This window comes from Achromobacter sp. SD115 (assembly GCF_017355315.1).
Taxonomy (GTDB): Bacteria; Pseudomonadota; Gammaproteobacteria; order Burkholderiales; family Burkholderiaceae_B; genus Achromobacter; species Achromobacter xylosoxidans_B.
Window position 1 is genome coordinate 158,625 of the sequence record NZ_JADIJM010000015.1, and the last position, 17,757, is coordinate 176,381.

The window sequence follows — 17,757 nt, forward strand, 5'->3', positions numbered from 1 at the left end:
GGTGACGCAAATGCAACCGACGTAATTCGAGCATTGCTGACCGAATCAGGAATATTAGCCTGGGACTTTCGGAAAGTCAAAAAGCTGTTGCAGGCTAAGGGCTTAGGTGTGGCGTGCGCGCTTCAAGCGCCGGGGATCACGCGCAGGGCGATGTCGCGCGCCACCAGCCGGATCCCTGCCATGACGTCGCGGCGGTGCGCCGCATCCAGCCGGTCCGTGGGGATGGAGGTGCTGACGGCCACCCGCTTGCCCAGCGGCGTCATGCCGACGTAGGCGGCATAGCAGACCAGGCCCGTGGCCACTTCCTCCTGGTCCTGCGCCAGCCCGGTGCTGCGCACCTGTTCCAGTTCCTGGTCGAGCGCGGCGCGGGTGGCGAGGCTGCGTTCGGTGACGCGGGGCAACGCGTCTGGCAGGCAGGCGGCCAGTTCGTCCGGTGGCAGGCTGGCCAGCAGCGCCTTGCCCAGCGCGCAGGCGTGCGCGGGCAGGCGCAAGCCCAGGTCCGACACCAGCCGCACCGGACGGCGCGCATCCTCGCGGGCCAGATAGACCACGTCGAAGCCGTCCAGCGTCGCCAGTTGCACCACTTCATTGTGGCGCGCCACGAAGGCGCCCGCCGCCGCCTGGAAAGCGGTTTGCAGCCCGTCCTGGCGCAAGTAGGCGTAGCCCAGCGCCATCAGTTCGATGCCGATGACGTAGCCGCCTTCGCGGCGTTCGATCCAGCGCCGTTGCTCCAGGCAATCCAGCAGCAAGTACAGCGTGCTGCGGGCCAGCTGGCAGGATTCGGCCAGCTCGGATGCCTTGACCGGCGCGCGGCGGCTGGCGAGCACCCGCAGGATGTCGTGGGTGCGGCGGATGGCGGGGACGTCGTACTCGGAAGTCATGTTGATTGTCCAATATATTGGACATTAATTCAGGGTGTTGGACATGATAATCGAACTCTCCTAGACTGCCCCGCACATCATTCGAGCAAGGCGAGGGAGACTCATGGATCAAGCAAAGGCGCTACCTGCCGACCTGGAACAGGCGTTGCTGGTGGGGCGAGTGTGGCGGCCGGGGCTGGTGAATGGCCCCAGCGTGGTGGCGGTCCGCCAGGGCGAGGTGATCGACATCACGGCGGCCGTGCCCACCATGGCGGACCTGTTGGACCGTCCCGACCGCGTGGCGTTGGCGGCCAGCGCCACCGGCGAGTCGCTGGGCGACGTGCGGACCCTGATGGCCGCCAGCCTGGCGGGCCAGGACGGACTGCGCCTGCTGGCGCCCTGCGACCTGCAACCCGTCAAGGCGGCGGGCGTCACCTTCGCCATCAGCCTGCTGGAACGCATGATCGAGGAAGAAGCGGGCGGCGACGCCAGCCGCGCCGAGGAAATCCGCGTCCGCATGCAGGCGCTGATCGGTTCGGACCTGTCCCGCCTGCGACCGGGCTCGCCCGAAGCGGCCAAGCTGAAGGCCGAACTGACCGGGCGGGGCCAGTGGTCGCAGTACCTGGAGGTGGGCATAGGCCCGGACGCCGAGGTCTTCTCCAAGGCGCCGCCCATGGCGTCGGTGGGCACGGGCGCGCGGATCGGCGTGCTGCCCGAATCCCGCTGGAACAATCCCGAACCCGAGATCGTGCTGGCGGTCGACAGCCGCGGCGAAGTTGTCGGCGCCACCCTGGGCAACGACGTCAACCTGCGCGACATCGAAGGTCGCTCCGCCTTACTGCTGACCAAGGCCAAGGACAACAACGGCTCTTGCGCCATCGGCCCCTTTATCCGCCTGTTCGATGGCGGCTTCAACCTGGACAGCGTGCGCCAGGCTGATGTGTCCCTGCGCATTGAGGGCCTGGACGGCTTCGAACTGGACGGCGTGAGCCACATGCGCGAAATCAGCCGGGATCCCTTGGACCTGGTGGGCCAGGCTTGCGGCAGGCACCACCAGTATCCGGACGGTTTCATGCTGTTCCTGGGCACCATGTTCTCGCCCACCCAGGATCGCATGGGTCCGGGCACTGGCTTCACCCACAAGCTGGGCGACCGCGTCGTGATCGCCTCCGAACGCCTGGGGGCGCTGGTCAACGAAGTGCGGCTGGCCACCGAGATCGAGCCCTGGACCTTCGGGGTGCGCGCGCTCTATGCCAATCTGGCCGGCCGCGGCATGCTGCGGCAAGAGGCCTGATCCGCTGCAAGATGGCGCCGGGCAGGGGGAGGGCGCGCTGGGCGCCGTCCCCGTCGGCGATTCTGCCAGGGTGACGGCTCAGGTCCGTCACTCCCCGTATAATCCTTGGTCGAATCCCCCGCCCTCTGCGGCGGGCCCAGCGGTAAGAGCCGGCACGCGTCCGCGCCACGGCTCGTTTCACTCTCCCGGATACGTCTTGAATCTCCCCGAGCTTGTTGCCCCCATTGCAGACGATATGAAAGCCGTCGACGCGGTCATCCGCGAGCGGCTGAATTCCGAAGTGGTCCTGATCCGCACGATCGGCGACTACATCATTGGAGCGGGCGGCAAGCGCATGCGGCCGGCCATGGTGCTGATGGTGGCGCGCGCGCTGGGCTACGAGGGCACGCACCATCAGTTGCTGGCCGCCGTGGTCGAGTTCATCCATACCGCCACCCTGCTGCACGACGACGTGGTGGACGAATCCGACCTGCGCCGCGGCCGCGAGACCGCCAACGCGGTCTTCGGCAACGCCGCCAGCGTGCTGGTGGGCGATTACCTGTATTCGCGCTCCTTCGAGATGATGGTGGAAGCGAACTCGATGCGTGTCATGAGCATCCTGTCCGAGGCCACCACGGTGATCGCCGAAGGCGAGGTGCTGCAGCTGCTGAACGTGCATGACCCGGACGTATCGCAGGAACGTTACCTGCAAGTCGTGCGCTACAAGACCGCCAAGCTGTTCGAGGCCGCCGCCCAGGTGGGCGCCGTGCTGGCGGGCGCCACCCCCGAACAGGAAACCGCCGCAGCCGCCTACGGCCGCCACGTGGGTACCGCTTTCCAGCTGGTGGATGACGTGCTGGACTACAGCGGCGACGCCGCTGCCCTGGGCAAGAACGTCGGCGACGACCTGCGCGAGGGCAAACCCACGCTGCCGCTGATCCGCGTGATGGAAGTGGGCACCCCGGAACAGCAGCAATTGATCCGCGACGCCATCAAGACCGGCGACGCCGACTTCGCCGCCGTGGCCGCCGCCATCCAGGCCACCGACGCCCTGGAGCACGCCCGCCAGGCTGCCGTGGCCGAGGCCGATCTGGCTCGCCAGGCACTTTCTGGCTACCCCATTTCCCCTTTTCTAAATTCTCTGTTAGAATTCTGCGCTTTCGCGGTGAATAGAGATCGCTAAGCGAATTAGGCGAAAAATCTGGGGAAACCCAGCAGCCTGAAACGTAGCGGTTCTGTCAAAGCGAAGATGGTTTGGTTGCACTGAGCGCAACGAGATCAGCAGTAAGGTAGTAAGACTCGGGGCGTAGCTCAGCCTGGTAGAGTACTGCGTTCGGGACGCAGGAGTCGGAGGTTCGAATCCTCTCGCCCCGACCACTTATCTGTGGTCGAATTCTTGGTGGTGTTCTCGACACCAGCAGCAATAGCCGGAACCGCGAAAGCGGCGCCGGCTTTTTTGCGTTTGCTCTCTTCCTGTGCCAGCAAGATGAACGTCGCATCGATCGCGACGCCCGCTTCCTGAGCCATCAGCATAGCAGTCCGGTAGTCCGGAAGGTGCGTGCCCTTCACATAGCGATCCAGGGTCTGCTGTTTCAGACCCCACGCCTTCGCCATGCTGTTCACGCTGCGCCCCTTGAGCGCGGCTTCTACAAATTCCTGATATTCCATCGCCAGTCCTATCTTGCCGAATTACACGGATTCGGGTAATGTCGCCCTGAATTACACAAAATCGTGTAACACGGAACCGTGTTTTGACTAACGATAACCGCCCTTGAACGGGTATGCAACTGGGCCGAATGGCCTAGCGCCGAAAAGAGGAACGCCATGCCACACGTGATCGCTGTCGCGTCCACCAAAGGTGGAGTCACGAAGACCACAACCTGCGCAAATCTCGCAGGAATATTTGCCGATTTCGGCATGCAGGTGCTGTTGTTCGACGCGGACGAACAGAACAGCCTGACGAAGTACTACCCCATCGAACAGCGCGCTGAACACGGGCTGACGCGAGTTATTACGCGCGGTGGCCTCGTCACCGAAGACTGCATCAGCAAGACCGCGATTCCGGGAATCGACATCGTTTGCTCGGATGCTGTCGCGGGGAATCTGCAAACGTGGCTGAAGGATCGTGAAGATCGTCTGTTGATAATGCGCCGGGCAGTGAGGCGCTCAGCGGCCGTCGAGAAATACCACGCGATCATCATCGACACCCAGGGCGCGGCGGGCGAGCTGCAGAAGACGGCGGCGATGGCGGCGGACGTGATCCTGTCGCCGATCAAGCCTGACGTTCTGTCTGCGGCTGAATTTGCAGACGGCACGCTGCGCATGATGGAGTCTTTGAACAGTCTGTCCGACTTCGGCGCCGACTTCCGCAGTGGGGACCTATACGTCGTCATCAGCGCCCTGGAGCGTAACAACAACGCGCGTCACGTTGCGGATCAAATTCGCCGAAGCTTCCTCGGTCATCGGCAGGTGAAGGGCATTCTAGAGACGGTCGTTCCGCATGCAGCCGCCTATACCGCTGCGACGACTGCACGAATTCCGGTTCATCAATACGACCGTCGCAGGGGGGACAAGTCGCCCTGGGACGTCATGCACCGCTTGGCTTGGGAGCTCTTCCCCGCATTGAACGGCATCTACGTGGACGGTCAGGGCCAGCCTAGTGACGCGGGGGCTTGAGCAATGAAAAGAGCCATTAGACTTCCCGAACTGCCGGACATCGGAGACGTGTTCCGCGCAACCGCGCCTGCTGGAGGAGAGCAGCCGCCCCTGACGTTTTACGTGGCCGTGTCTTCAGATCACGCGCCCCTGGAAATGCGACGCGCGCGTGCTGCTGCCGTAGTGCAGACCGCTCTCCTCGCGATGCGACCCGTCGGCCTTGATTCTACGTCGACGGCTCCCTCCGAAGTCGTGAGCTTCAGCGAAATGAGCCTTATGGGCGTCTCAGAGACCGAGGCCGCAAGAATTTTTGAAGACCCAGTCCTCCATCGCTGGGTCCACCGCCCGATCTTTATCGTGCCGGACCCAACGCCCTACTTGAAAGCGTGGTCCGCCATCAGCTCGGGGAGGGTAGAGGCATGAGCACGAACAAGGAGCTTGCTCTCCTGCACTTGAGCACCGAGCTCGATCTTTTGCATCGTGCAACCGCGGGCTCCCCCGAACGCGCCCTGCACTTGGGCGTGGTGTTAGGCGCCGTGAGCGCGTATCGAAACCTCGGCGTGCTTGATGAAGACGACTTGCTTTTCATGGCCACCGCCCTCGCTGGCGAGGACGAAAAGCTGCCAATCCTGAGGGGCAACTGATGAAGCCCGCATCGAAGAAAGTAGACCTGGACCAAATGATCGCTTCGCGGCTGAGCGAAAGGTCGCCGGACCCTGCCGCAATCGACTCGGCGTTGACCAACGTGATTACCCTCAATGTCCGAGACGACTGCCGTCTGTACGAGCGCAACCCGCGGACGGTTCGCAATGAAAAGTACGACGAGATCAAGGAGTCGATCCGCACGCGCGGCCTCGATCAGATGATTGCTGTTACGCAGAGACCTGGCGAGAAGCAGTACATCCCGGCTAAGGGCGGCAACACCCGCTTGGAAATCCTGCAGGAACTGGTCGCCGAAGGCCATATGCAGTTCTTGCATATGGACTTCGTGAAGGTTCCGTACCGCAGCGAGGCAGCCCTTCTCGCGGCCCATATGGTGGAGAACGACCAACGCTCGGGCCTGCTGTTTTGGGACGCAGCGCGTTCGACCTTTGACCTGAAGCAGGAGGTGGAGCGCGAACGCGGCGGCCCGATGAGCTTGCGTGACTTTTCCGAACACCTCAAAGCAGGTGAAGGAATACAGGCGTCCCCTGCGCTTCTGAGCCACTATGGTTTCACCATGAAGCATCTGGCCGACCTGGCGTGCGCGGCCAGCCAGCTCTCCAGGCGCGATGTGCAGGACCGCTTCATACCGGCACGCAGTCGGCTGGCGACGATTGCGGCGAAGCTTGGTGCCGAGGAGGCTCTCGACCAGGCTTGGACGCTCGCGATCGATCACATGCGAGAGCGCTACGTCGCGACCAAGTCGCTGGACTTCGCGGCATTCACTGCTCGTCTTGACGAGAACTTCGCCCAGCGCATCAGTCTTACGGTGGACGAGCTCCAACGCGCGGTGCAGATCCTCCAGGCTAATCCGGACGCTGAATCCGCGAGCTTGGTGCGTGACGCGAAGCAGCATGCGCCAGCACCAGGCAGCTCCCTGGCAGACACGCAAGCCTCGGACGGTGCCGATGAAAGTTCAGGCCGTGATTCAGCGAACGTGGCCACGCAGATGAAGCTGCCTCCGCAGCATGAAACCTCCAATGCCTCAACCTCGCGGCGGAATGGTGAGCACGACACTGAAGCCGCCGGCGCGCAGCCGAGTTCGAAGCAGCCGCCCGCCGACAGTCGAGGCTCCGCCGAACGGGAACTCTGGCATGCGCTGGAGGAACTCGTGACGGTCAGCCATCTTCAAGGGTGCCTCCTGTCCGTTGACGAGCTGCCTTTGCGCTTCATGGTCGAGATACCCAAGGATGTTGGCGGCGACCTGGGCTCATTGCAAGAACAAGCTCTGCAGGGTGGGGACTACGCCGAACGTTATTACGCGTGGTGGTGGCTGGTCCTTCTGTCGCAACAAAACACGCCCGCAGGCCTCGCGGCTCTGTCCCTTGAGTCAGACTTCAAGCTCCACGCCGAAAGCACTGACTCCTGGCAGGATGCGTGCGACAACCTGTTGGGAGACCCGGTTTACGCAGACGGCTCCTACCACGTCGTGCGTCGAATGACGGACCCGGATGATGCCACTGGGCTTGTGTATCTCAGGGTGATCCAAGCCGTCCGACAGTTCAATCAAGCATTTCCTGAGCGTTCGAAGGACTCATTCTGGCAATCGGTGGGCGTGCCGGTGGAGTTGACTGGAGGCGCGTCATGAATTTCCTGGAGTTGACCCATCCCACCCTGAAACGCAAAGCGCTGCGAGAGCTGAACGAACAGATCCGGCGGCGCGCACATGCCGACGGGGCGCTACCACAGCACACGGCGGAACTTTTATTGGCTGGCCTTCGCGATCGAGGGCTTGATGCAATGCTTCCAGCAGTCACGGTGCGCATCTACGTGGACCCCGAAGCACTGGTGGAACAACAGAGCGAGCACCAGCGACGCCAGGAGCTCATGGCGCAGCTTCGACGGTTTCTCCGCGCACAAGCGGGCGGATCGCTGATCCGCGCGCTGTTTCCGGCAATACCGGCAGCGGAAGTGGACCAGATGCGGGCGCATATGCGGCTAAGTCCGCCTGGCCCAGCCGTTGAGCTGGATCCAGCGGAATACCTTCGGGTGCACAGCATTTGGAAGGAGCTGCAGGGGACCACTTCTGACGTCCGGGAGCGATATCTCGCACTCCATGAGGCATTTCCAAAGCACACGCTTCTCACACTGTTCGCCGCGCTCAATCAGCGCTAACTGGAGATCGCCGATGACTTCGACAAAATCACCGCGGGCCTTACCCGCAAACGCTGGCGAGGATGCTCCTGGTGCCATGGTCACCGTCCTCAAGGGCACGCCGGCGTTTCGCCCGCTGACGTACACACTCGCGATGCAACGGGTCGTGGAACGTGCGGCAGATCAGCCCCCTATGAAGGCGATGTCAGGCCGTGCCGGCCTGTGGAGGGCCGGCCGTGATTAGGATCCTGTCGCTGTTGAGTTGCTTCCCAATGCCCAGGAGGGGCTTGGGACCTTTGGCTTCGCCCATCGACCCTGCGTGGTTCCCAATTCGCCTCTTTGATCGACGCGGAAGCGCTGCGAACGATCCTCAGTTCGTCACCGAGGGTCGGCACGTGTGCCCAGACGGGAGTCCGCAATGACAGCATGGGATTTTGCGCTCGATCCCTACGGGCGACAGTACACAGCGAACGCCGATACGGATGCCGTCGCCCAGCGCGACCAGGCCAACGAGCATTACTTGCTAAGAGTCTTGGACGCGCCGATCACCATCCATCGCGCCTTCGTAGAGCTCGCAGGCAGTCTCAACGCTGCGGCCATCTTGAGCGACCTTGCCGCCCAATCCGACCTGACCGAACTAGCGGGCGACTGGGTCTATATCGACGCGGAGGAATGGCGTTCGCGCCTGGGACTGTCCTACAAAGAGCAGCTCACAGCGCGAAGACTATTGGAGCGGAACGGCTTTCTGGAAACGATGCGCATCGGAATGCCCCCGCGAACGGCCGTTCGCGTCAACTGGCTGGTAGTGGATAGGGAACTACGCGTACAGGCCGCGAACGCGGCGCTGGCGCGTCCATCTCCGAGCCTGAGTAGCTGACAGTCGTATGTCGACCAACATCGCCTACGACCGACTTTGGCTGGCCCTGAAGCGGAGCCGGCCTATCGCCTTTGGACTGTTCTTGGCACGTATGACCGGGAATCCGAAGGCGGCGATCGTACTGTCCCAGCTCGCGCATTGGACGCGAACCGGACGAGACGTAGCTCAAACCAACGGCTGGATCTTTAAAACTCAGCAGCAGTGGTGGCTTGAGACAGGCCTGTCGCGCGCGGAGCTCGACACCGCGCGCCGCAGGCTCCGCAATCTCGGCTTCGTAGAGGAGACATTGGCGGGCCGGCCAGCCACGTTGTGGTATCGAATGAACCTTCCGAACATAGCGAGGGCCTTGGAGGTGTGCAGGAAGGAGGCCCTTCCTGTCGAACTCACATTTGAGTTCATGCGCGCGCCTGAGCGCGCGGTGCGGGATCTGCTCGGGCCAACTACGGCGTATCACCGCATCCTGGCAGACGTGACCGGCGGAGTGAACGCCGGTCTACTTCTGTCGCGACTGCTCCAGCTTCAGCGCAAGTCCGTCGAGTCCGGGTATCCCTGGTTCAGCCTGACCGCACTCAACTGGCAAGAGGATCTCGCGCTGAATAGACGCTCGTTGGAGAACGCCAAGGATAAGCTGAAAGAGCTAGGTCTCGTACAGGAGTTCTACCTGAACCGCGGCGCCAAGCGCGTTTACACGCAAGTAGATCCCGCACTGCTCTGCAAGCTTCTGGAAGCACAGTTCGCATCTCAAGCAGCAGCCCGAAAGAGGGCTGAGGTGGAAGGTTTGGCGACCACGCGGCGCCACCAGGCATTCCAAATGTCTAGGGGCGAGCCGGGGCAGACTATGCCGCAAGCGGGCCCCGCGCCTGCCAATGTACGAAACCGACAAACTGGTAATGCCAAACCGGAAATATCAGATTGTGGGATTCGTACATTGCAGATTGCTGGAAACATGCATAGCAGTTTGCCAGATTCGTCCACTTCTATAAGGGATACGACTACAGGTCCGAATACAGCAACGACCACAACCCACGCGCGCGCACGGGAGGCCGTTTTGCAGCGAAACGAGTCAGTGGTGGTTGATTTGGACTCCCTTCTGTGGCCAGACGTGCTTCCGCAAGAGAGCAGGCAGGGCGCGATCACGATTCTTGGCTACGCGCCAACTGCTGTCCGGCAAACCCTGCTCGACGAGTTTGGCGCGCGAGCAAGACGGCAATCTGTGGAGAACCCGCTCGGATACCTGAGGCGACTGGTTCTCCTGGCCCAGCAAGGACGATTCGTGCCCGAGCTTGCCCATCTTGAAGAACAGCGTCGTCGCAACCTGGTTGCGGTTTCCGCCTCGGTGCGGGCGGCGGAGGCTGTGGTGGCGGCGAAGGCCTGCCCGGGTCCTCAGCCTTCGTCGAAGGAAGAGGGACGCGCCCGAATCGCAGAGCTACGCGCGGTGATGGCGGAGCGGAGGGCTCGGCCATGAGTGTTTTGCAGCAAAACAGGTCGACAAGGAAATTGACATTCGCGACCACGCTGTCGCCCTGGAGCAATTTCCTAACGATGCGGGCCAGCATCACCCATAAACACATTCAACAACGGAGAAGCGCCTGATGGCACCGAAAAAAACGGCGGTTGATTCTTCCCTGTCCGCATTTGCGACGGCGGACAACTCCCCATTTCCCGATCGTTACGACCTCGACGGTGAGCGCCGCATACTGGGCTCCCTCCTCAACGACGATGACCCCGACCCGGCCCATCCTCTCTTCGGGCGCTTGCAACTCTACTACGAGCGCGAGGCCGAATTTACGCGTATGCGTCAGGCCCATGAAGCGCGTGCCGGCGCCGACCCCTTGGTTGGGAGTTCTGAGGCGCGCCAGATAAAGACGTTGCCGTCGCTGGTCGCCGAGAGCCAGGACGTTATGTCTCTTCACACGCTGGAGGCCCTTCGGCTGTTTATGGGAAAGGCGGTCGAGCCCGGCAAGCCCGGCGCTCCGATTGCGGGTGGAAAGCGTGTTGCGGCAGCACTTCGATCCCTTTGGTCGCTGTCGTCGAATGACAATCCCTATGCAGACTGGGCTCTGGTCGAAACGAAGGCCCGCATTGAGGAAGTGCGCGCATACATCAAATCCGAACAAGGGCAACTGCTGTTGAAGCTGGACGAGATGAGAGCCAAGGGCCTCGCGTACTCGGTTTTGCAGTCCCGGGAGCCCGCGCAAATGCAGCTCGGCTTCGCCTCGCCCTATGGCTATATGGTGGCGCTACTCATCGTGGAAGTCGACTACTTCACACGAGTGTTGAAGAGTGCTCAACGTCGCGACCTAGTTTCGGGACGCCAAGGTCATGCGCTACTGCAGGCCGTCAAGCACAAATGTCGGAGCGTCTTTGAACGCGTTCTGTACTGGCAGAAGTATCTGATGAAGGACGAGCTCGTCACCCTAAGTCGCGTCGACTTTGTCGCGGGAGCAGAAGCGTCAGCCCAGCAGCGCGTGAGCGCCGTGAAAGCCATATTCGGGGAGGTGCCCAAGCCGGTGTTCATGGGTGAGGAGGCTCCTCGCCATACGAAGCGCCGGCTAAATCTATCTGCTGCCGAATTGCGACTGTTGGATGCGGTGCCGCTAGCGGATGCAGTTGCTACAGGCGTCGACAAGAACCTTCTGACCTAGATGGAGACGCTCATGTCGCCAAAGTCTGTCGCAGATGGTCTCACCAGCATGACAGGTTTGCCGTCACCTTCCGGGCTGGAGGGTGCGCGAGCGGTCGCCAGTGTCCCATCGTTCTCGTGCTCGTCCGTATCCGTGGACATAAAAGCCTTTAAGGGTAAGGGAGCGTTCCGCTCCCTGTCGCGGCAGTTCGCTGATTCGGTGGCGCAGGCAAGGGATGCCATGAGCGATCTGGCGCTGGATACCACCAGATTCGAAGTCGGCTGCTACTTGCGCCTAGTAGAAGAGCGTGGCCGCGGGGCGCTGGGACGGGCGCGGTTGCGTTGGTGCATTCGAGGCCATGCGCGCTACGTGCGATTTGAAGCGCTGGCAGGAATCTTGGAGACGCTCCCGCCATCGGTCGTGGAGCACTTCCGCAACTGCGACGTTCGCGCGATGGAATTGAACGCGCTTGAAAGCGTGCTGCGCCAAGCCGTCGACCAAGTGGAATCGTACTTGCGAAATGGTGCGCTGCGCCAACGGGCTGGAAACTTGGTGCCGCGCGCCGTTTTGCAGCAAAACACAAGAACCTATGAACGAAACCAGCAATCTTGAAGCTGCCGAAACGGGCGAACGACCCTGTCCACGCGGTAAGAGAGTTCTACGAGGATCAACTTTTTTGGAGCATTGAAATGGCTATGAGAAGCGAGATGGGCGGAAATGTTCTGGTGAATCCAGTGCTGAAGACCGTCAAGGTGAAGGGTGATGATCGCCAAATTTGCGAGCTCCGAGTGATGTGCTCGGAATACAAATCTGATGGCAATGGGGGGTACGTGCAGGACGACTCACGGACGTTTCCCGTCCAAGTGACCATCTGGCATGAGGGAACTGCAAAGCGGGTGTACGAGGTGGTGCGGGTTGGGGCAGCCGTCAGCGTGGTCGGGGCCGCATATGTGCGGCCATGGATCAACGAGCAAAGCGGTCAGGCAGAGGCCGGCATGTGCATGGACGCCGAGAAAGTCACCCTGGGCCTTCAGCGGATTGAAGCCGTGCAGTACCGCGCCAAGGCGCAGCCGGAAGCACCCCGAGCTACCGAGGCGGCGCCGACCGCTCTCTAACCATTATTCGATCGGTCGGGGGTGGCTCCGCCACCTCTGACGTGGAGGACATTGATATGCGTATCAGCACGAGAAGGCCGAAGTGGGAGCAGTTTCGCGAGTCGTACGTCCTGCGTGTCGGGAAAGAGCAGCGAGTGGTGGGCAGAGTCGACGTGATTGGCTCGGTGGGGTACTGGTGGCAGACGGCCGATAAGACGGATGTCGCCTACAGCCTTCAAGAGGCCAAGCGGAAGGTTGAGGACTTGCTTAGGCTGGGCGGTGGAGTGGTGGTGCTCAAAGGCATGGCGGCAAGTCCAATGGCCCGGGCCGCATAGGGGCGGGCCATGCGTAACTTTATTGGTCAGTATTTGGCGCGCGTGCGCCTAGCCACTCTTGAGACTGTTCTCGGGACTGCCGCCCTGGCGAGGAAGGGGCGCATCGCTGCGATGGGAGCGCCGCGCCGGTGGTGGCGCGTTCTGGCTCTTTTCTGCTCTGGTGTGCTTTTCGCAAACCTTATCGCCTATTTCGTGTCTGGCGGCGAGTCTGGGCATGAGGGTCTTGCCGGGTTTGCCGCACATCCCTTCAACATGGCCCTCATCGCTTATGTCCTCGGGTACGTGCTCTGCTTCGGCACCTGGAACTTGCTTTCGGTTGTTCGACGGTTGGGCCGCGAGGAAATGACGCGGGCGTCCTTCTTGCGAATGAATGGAAAGCGCACGAACTGGCCGCGACGTATCCCTCAGGAGCGGAAATGACGAAGACCCTCATAATCGCTGAGAAGCCCTCTGTCGCTCGCGATATCGCTGCGGCGCTTGGTGGGTGCCGTCAGGCCGGGAACTGGCTGGAAGGTGAGCAGTTTGTTGTCAGCTCTGGCATAGGGCACTTAGTTCAGATTGCCGACCCCGATCCTGGTCAGCCTGCTGGTGGGTTCGGTGGCCTTCCCCGCATTCCCGACCGATTTGTGCTGAGTCCTATCCCCGGAACGGTCGACCAGCTCAAGCTGCTCGGGAAGCTGATTGCACGCCCGGATGTGATCTCGGTGGTCAACGCTTGCGACGCGGGCCGTGAAGGTGAGCTGATCTTCAATCTGATTTATGAGTTTCACAAGGCGCAGAAGCCGGTGTATCGGATGTGGATTCAGTCCATGACTCCTGCGGCGATCCGCGAGGCCTACAAGGGGCTTCGGCCGGCCTCAGCCTTCGCCAGGTTGGGCGATGCGGCGCGCAGCCGGTCCGAGGCGGATTGGCTGGTTGGCATTAATGGTTCAAGAGCGGTATCTGCATTGGTTGAAGTGCTGACCGATCGACGCGAGCGGAATTCGCTGGGGCGAGTCCAGACGCCGACGCTCGCGATTGTTGTTCACCAGGAGCTTGCCATTCGCTCCTTTGTGCCGCGGCCATACTGGGAACTGCATGCGACTTTCGCCGTGCAGGCGGGCGAATATGTCGCGCGTTGGCGCGGTCCGTCTATCGACTCGGGGGACTCTGGCGACACGACTCACCGCATATGGGACAAATCCGCGGCCGAGGCCCTGCACGCACGATGCCGCGCTGCGGAGCCCTCCACGGTGCGAGATGAGTTCAAGGCAGTAACAAGCGCTCCGCCTAAGTTGTTCGACTTGACGACGCTTCAGCGTGAGGCCAACAAGCGGTTCAAATTCTCCGCCAAGAAAACGTTGGACTTGACCCAGGCCTTATACGAGAAGCACAAAGCTGTAACTTACCCGCGCACAGACTCCAATGCGCTTCCGGAGGACTATGTGGGGAAAGCTGCCTCAGTAATGGAGACGCTCTCTGTGGGTGCGTACGGCGAGCATGCTGGACGGATCATTGCCAATAGCTGGGTGCGCCCGGACAAGCGGATCTTCAACAATGCGAAGATCTCCGATCACTTCGCCATTATTCCAACTGGGAAGCTTCCGGAAGGCCTGACCGAAGGCGAAGCTAAGGTTTTCGACCTGGTCGTGCGACGGTTCCTGGCTGCCTTTCACCCGCCCGCGGTCTACGCTAAGACCGAGCGAACGACAGTCATGGCAGGGCACGAGTTCACGGCCACGGGCCGAGTGCTTCAAGAGGCTGGATGGATGGCGGTCTATGGGCGAGACCTTGATCCGGAGGACGATTCCACATCACTTTGCCCATTGGTGCAAGGCGAAGGCGCGGCGAATCGCGGCGTGAAGCTCGTGGCGCAGAAGACGAAGCCGCCCGCCCGGTTTAACGAAGCCACGTTGCTGGGGGCAATGGAGACCGCTGGAAAGTTGTTGGAGGACGATGATCTGAGAGAGGCGATGCGAGAGCGAGGGCTTGGAACGCCCGCCACTCGCGCGGCCATTATCGAAGTACTCCTAGCGGATCATGATCGTGCCAAACGACCGATTGAACCCTATTTGCGGCGGGAGGGAAAGGAGCAGCATCTCGTGCCCACCGACAAGGGCATTCAGCTTGTGCAGTTCTTGGAATCCAACGGACTTGAAGAATTGACTTCGCCCAGGATGACCGGGGATTGGGAAAGCAAACTGCGACTTATGGAGCGCGCCCAGTACGACCGATCGCGCTTCATGACCGAAACCGCTCAGTTTGCACGTCGCCTGGTTGAGACATTGAAGGCCAGGGCCGCGGCCGCCCCTGCGACGCCAAAGACCAGGCTTGCAGCGCCATGCCCAAAGTGTCAGGCGCCGCTGCAGGCGGGCACGCTACAAGTCTCGTGCAGCGCAGAATGTGGGTTTCGCCAGGTTAGATTGGTGGCAGGACGCGAACTTTCCGACGCAGAGCTGACTGTTCTGTACATCGATGGGAAAACGGGGCTGCTGGAAGGCTTCGTCAGCAAGACGAAGCGACTGTTCAGTGCCAAGCTCAAGGTAAATGCAGAGTGGCGTCTGGAGTTTGAATTCGAGGCCAGAGGTGACGCCAATACGGGCGCCGGTGTGACGCTCGGTGGTACGCAGAAGCGCTATCCGTGCCCGCTTTGCCGGCAACCGCTGCGCCTGCGGCAGAGCTCGAAGGGAGCCTTTTGGGGATGTTCAGCTTATCCGCAGTGCAAGCACACTCAGCCCGACGATGGCGGAAAGCCAGGCGTTCGCACGGCGACGGTCACGGCATCCATGCCGGTCGCGGAGGCGTTGCAGCTATCTGCCAGCCGTGAGGCGCCCGGTGGCGCTGCCGGAGCGGCGTGCCCGACTTGCGGCTCGGGAAAGCTCGTGAGCCGGGCTTCGAGCACGTCGCCCAGGCGCTTTCTAGGCTGCAGCAAGTTCCCTAAATGCCGTCATTTCGAATGGGAGAAAGGTCATGCGTCGAATTAGGGTGGACGTGCCTTTCAGGGCAGCTATTGGAACCATAGGGCGTGTGTCTCTGAACTTTGACCACTATGACAGCCTTCAAGTGCCAAAAGCCAGCTTATCTATTGACTTGGGGGTTGGGGCATGCGGGGAGGCAGTTACTGCCAGTCTTGACGTTGCGGCACTACGGCAGCTTGTGGACGGGATGATGGACGTGACTCTCGCGGTCGAGCGACGCCAGCGTTTGGACGGCCTGCAGGCTGCTGTTTAGCACTGCAGAACCTGTAGGTGCGGTATTCGCTGTTTAGCGTACACACTGCGCGGTGTGTACGGTAGTGAAGAAGCAGCATCATAAATATGACGATTTTCGTGATCAATAGCTTGGAGATCTGCGGCAATGGGTAGGCCTGCGTTTCAGCTAACGGACGACCAGGCGCGGCAAATCATGGCGGAGATCTCTCGCCTCCAGGCTGCCTATCCTGACGTCGCAGATAACCGCGCTTTTCTTGGTGGTCTGATAAGCGCGGTGCTAGAGGTCACGGGCCGCCTATACGGCGTTCCAACATACCAACGGATACTGCGTGCCTACGCGCCAACCCGAAGACCTTCCACGACCACCATCCTTTCCGTGTTGGTTCGCGTGCAAGAGCGCCTGGCTCGTACCTCTGCTGGGCAGGTCGATCCGGATCTCCGCGCGACTGCGCTTCCGCGAGTGACAGAGCGTGCGGCGAGGCAGGATGATCCGACTACCCTTCGACTGCTTGCCGTTGAGTTGGAGGAGCACCGCCGCCGGCGGCAGGTGCTGGAGGCTGACAACGCTCGGTTAGAGGCTGCGATGGTGGCCCAGCAGTGTGAGCTCGCCCGCGTGCAAGGTCAGGCCGACAGCGCCGAGCGGGCGTTGGCCGCGATGGCGGATAAGCTCTCTGCGCTTGTGACTACCGTGACGAACGTCACGGAAGCGGAGAAGGGCGGTCGGGCGTTTGCTCTGCGCGCGATTGAGGCAGCACGCGCGGAAAGCCGGCTGTGGAGGGAGCGCTACGAGGGGCTGCAGGCGCTAAGGAAGGAGGAACAGGCGCTGCTCGAATCGTACCGAAGAGCGGCGGTGGGGGCCGCAGGAGCGCCGCGATGAGCGAAGTGGCACCTCTCCCCCAGTTCGTCACTGCAAACGGCTCTGAGGCCGTTTCTTGCGTCCTTGGACATGTTAGCGATGACTGGGAGGCGGCAGAGCGTTGGCTTCAGGCGCTCGCTGCAAGAAGGCCGCCGGTGAGCCGGCACACACTGGCGAACTATCAGCGCGAGATCTTCCGCATCCGATGGTATTGCGACTTGGTCGGGTCTGATGGGCCGAGTCGATGGTCCATTCCCGACGTTACCCGCTATCTAAAATTCTTGCGGGAGCATTCAGGCGACCACATCTGCGGAAGACGTGCAGCACGCGTTGGTGATATCGATTGGACGCCTTTTCGCGCCAGGCTTGGTGCTTCTGCCTTGGCGAATGCTCAGAAAGTGTTGCATGCCCTCCTCAAGTTTTGGTTTGAGGCAGGGTATCGGCGGGCCAATCCGATGGCATCGATTGGGAGTGGTGGGGGAGTGGGCCGGGATGCTCCACGCCGGCATGCAGTGCCACCAGACTTGATTGAGGAGGTTCTAGATTCGATGGAAAAGGCCTCCCGCACATCGGTTGAGAAGAAGCTCATGTTCTTGCGGGATCGTTTTATCTTGCGACTGCTGCAATTCACAGGAATGAGGGCGAGCGAAGTGGTTCTCGCAAGTATGGGCGATGTCGAGCTCTATGCTGATCCGAAGTCCGGGCGCGCGCACTGGTCCTTAGTTGTGAGGCATGGGAAGGGAGGAAAAACAGGCCGCGTAGCTCTTCCACCCGCAGTCATGGACGATCTTCGTGCATACCGATACGCGTTTAACTTTCCGCCAGATCCCGTGTGTGGTGACACTACGGCGCTCATCCTGTCGACGCGGACTCGCAAGGTGGACGGGCCGGCGCGCTGCCCGTCCACCGTGGTAGGACGCCGTAGTCAGCGCCGATGGGCCGAGATTCGTCGTCGCGCCACCCTTTGGGACATACTCACGGGCGCCTTTCAGCGATGTGCTGCGGGGTTTCGTAGCGCTGGCCGGGATCAGGACGCAGTGCTGCTGGAGCGGGCGTCGACCCACTGGCTAAGGCACACGTTCGGGCGGCAGCTGACCGCGATGGGAGTGGACGTGCGGGTGGTCGCCAAGGCGATGCGTCATGACGATGTACGGACTTCTATGGCATACACGGAGCTGGACTTTCTAGACGTCGTG

General features: G+C 61.5%; 17 protein-coding genes and 1 tRNA gene. 17 read left to right on the top strand and 1 reads right to left on the bottom strand.

Translation table 11 applies throughout. From position 1 onward, the window contains the following. Positions 1-122: 122 nt before the first annotated feature. Entirely contained in the window at positions 123-881 is a 759-nt protein-coding gene (locus tag IPU70_RS21035; protein WP_207469987.1) for an IclR family transcriptional regulator, read from the bottom strand. 103 nt (positions 882-984) lie between these two features. Here IPU70_RS21035 and IPU70_RS21040 point away from each other — a divergent pair, with 103 nt between their 5' ends. From IPU70_RS21040 to IPU70_RS32835, 17 genes are all read left to right on the top strand, one after another. After that, positions 985-2,154, top strand: coding sequence for a fumarylacetoacetate hydrolase family protein (locus IPU70_RS21040; protein ID WP_207469989.1), 1,170 nt, complete (start codon positions 985-987; stop codon positions 2,152-2,154). A 196-nt stretch (positions 2,155-2,350) separates the two neighbouring features. Continuing rightward, positions 2,351-3,316, top strand: a complete 966-nt coding sequence (gene ispB / locus IPU70_RS21045; protein WP_207469991.1) for an octaprenyl diphosphate synthase — start codon at positions 2,351-2,353, stop codon at positions 3,314-3,316. A gap of 117 nt (positions 3,317-3,433) precedes the next feature. Further along, positions 3,434-3,510 (top strand) — tRNA-Pro (locus IPU70_RS21050). A gap of 447 nt (positions 3,511-3,957) precedes the next feature. Continuing rightward, positions 3,958-4,809, top strand: coding sequence for a ParA family protein (locus IPU70_RS21055; RefSeq protein ID WP_006224648.1), 852 nt, complete (start codon positions 3,958-3,960; stop codon positions 4,807-4,809). A 398-nt stretch (positions 4,810-5,207) separates the two neighbouring features. Then, the gene (locus IPU70_RS21060; protein ID WP_006224646.1) at positions 5,208-5,432 is read left to right on the top strand and encodes a hypothetical protein; all 225 of its coding nucleotides are present in this window, start codon (positions 5,208-5,210) and stop codon (positions 5,430-5,432) included. Beyond that, positions 5,432-7,078: a ParB N-terminal domain-containing protein gene (locus IPU70_RS21065; RefSeq protein ID WP_006224645.1), complete on the top strand. Its 1,647-nt coding sequence runs from the start codon at positions 5,432-5,434 to the stop codon at positions 7,076-7,078. Before IPU70_RS21060 ends, IPU70_RS21065 begins: the two co-directional genes overlap by 1 nt. After that, a complete protein-coding gene (locus tag IPU70_RS21070; RefSeq protein WP_006224644.1) occupies positions 7,075-7,605 on the top strand; it encodes a hypothetical protein in 531 nt (176 codons plus the stop codon). Before IPU70_RS21065 ends, IPU70_RS21070 begins: the two co-directional genes overlap by 4 nt. A 397-nt stretch (positions 7,606-8,002) precedes the next feature. Continuing rightward, on the top strand, positions 8,003-8,461 hold the full coding sequence (locus IPU70_RS21075; protein ID WP_006224643.1) for a hypothetical protein: 459 nt from the start codon (positions 8,003-8,005) through the stop codon (positions 8,459-8,461). 7 nt (positions 8,462-8,468) lie between these two features. Beyond that, positions 8,469-9,926 (top strand): hypothetical protein, encoded by a 1,458-nt coding sequence (locus tag IPU70_RS21080; protein WP_006224642.1) that lies wholly within the window; start codon positions 8,469-8,471, stop codon positions 9,924-9,926. 127 nt (positions 9,927-10,053) lie between these two features. Continuing rightward, on the top strand, positions 10,054-11,106 hold the full coding sequence (locus IPU70_RS21085) for a PFL_4669 family integrating conjugative element protein (protein WP_006224641.1): 1,053 nt from the start codon (positions 10,054-10,056) through the stop codon (positions 11,104-11,106). A 12-nt stretch (positions 11,107-11,118) separates the two neighbouring features. Continuing rightward, positions 11,119-11,697 (top strand): hypothetical protein, encoded by a 579-nt coding sequence (locus IPU70_RS21090; RefSeq protein WP_127186024.1) that lies wholly within the window; start codon positions 11,119-11,121, stop codon positions 11,695-11,697. Next, positions 11,694-12,200, top strand: coding sequence for a single-stranded DNA-binding protein (locus tag IPU70_RS21095; RefSeq protein ID WP_006224639.1), 507 nt, complete (start codon positions 11,694-11,696; stop codon positions 12,198-12,200). Before IPU70_RS21090 ends, IPU70_RS21095 begins: the two co-directional genes overlap by 4 nt. A 56-nt stretch (positions 12,201-12,256) precedes the next feature. After that, a complete protein-coding gene (locus IPU70_RS21100) occupies positions 12,257-12,514 on the top strand; it encodes a hypothetical protein (RefSeq protein ID WP_006224638.1) in 258 nt (85 codons plus the stop codon). 9 nt (positions 12,515-12,523) lie between these two features. Continuing rightward, positions 12,524-12,934 carry a hypothetical protein gene (locus IPU70_RS21105; protein ID WP_006224637.1) on the top strand — a complete coding sequence of 137 codons (411 nt, stop codon included), beginning with the start codon at positions 12,524-12,526 and terminating at the stop codon, positions 12,932-12,934. Further along, positions 12,931-15,477 (top strand): DNA topoisomerase, encoded by a 2,547-nt coding sequence (locus IPU70_RS21110; RefSeq protein WP_054485445.1) that lies wholly within the window; start codon positions 12,931-12,933, stop codon positions 15,475-15,477. Before IPU70_RS21105 ends, IPU70_RS21110 begins: the two co-directional genes overlap by 4 nt. Positions 15,478-15,898: 421 nt before the next feature. Beyond that, positions 15,899-16,582, top strand: coding sequence for a hypothetical protein (locus IPU70_RS21115; protein WP_231690639.1), 684 nt, complete (start codon positions 15,899-15,901; stop codon positions 16,580-16,582). Then, positions 16,579-17,757: site-specific integrase (locus IPU70_RS32835; RefSeq protein WP_242702617.1), on the top strand; the 1,179-nt coding region annotated here is incomplete at its 3' end. The genes IPU70_RS21115 and IPU70_RS32835, both read left to right, overlap by 4 nt.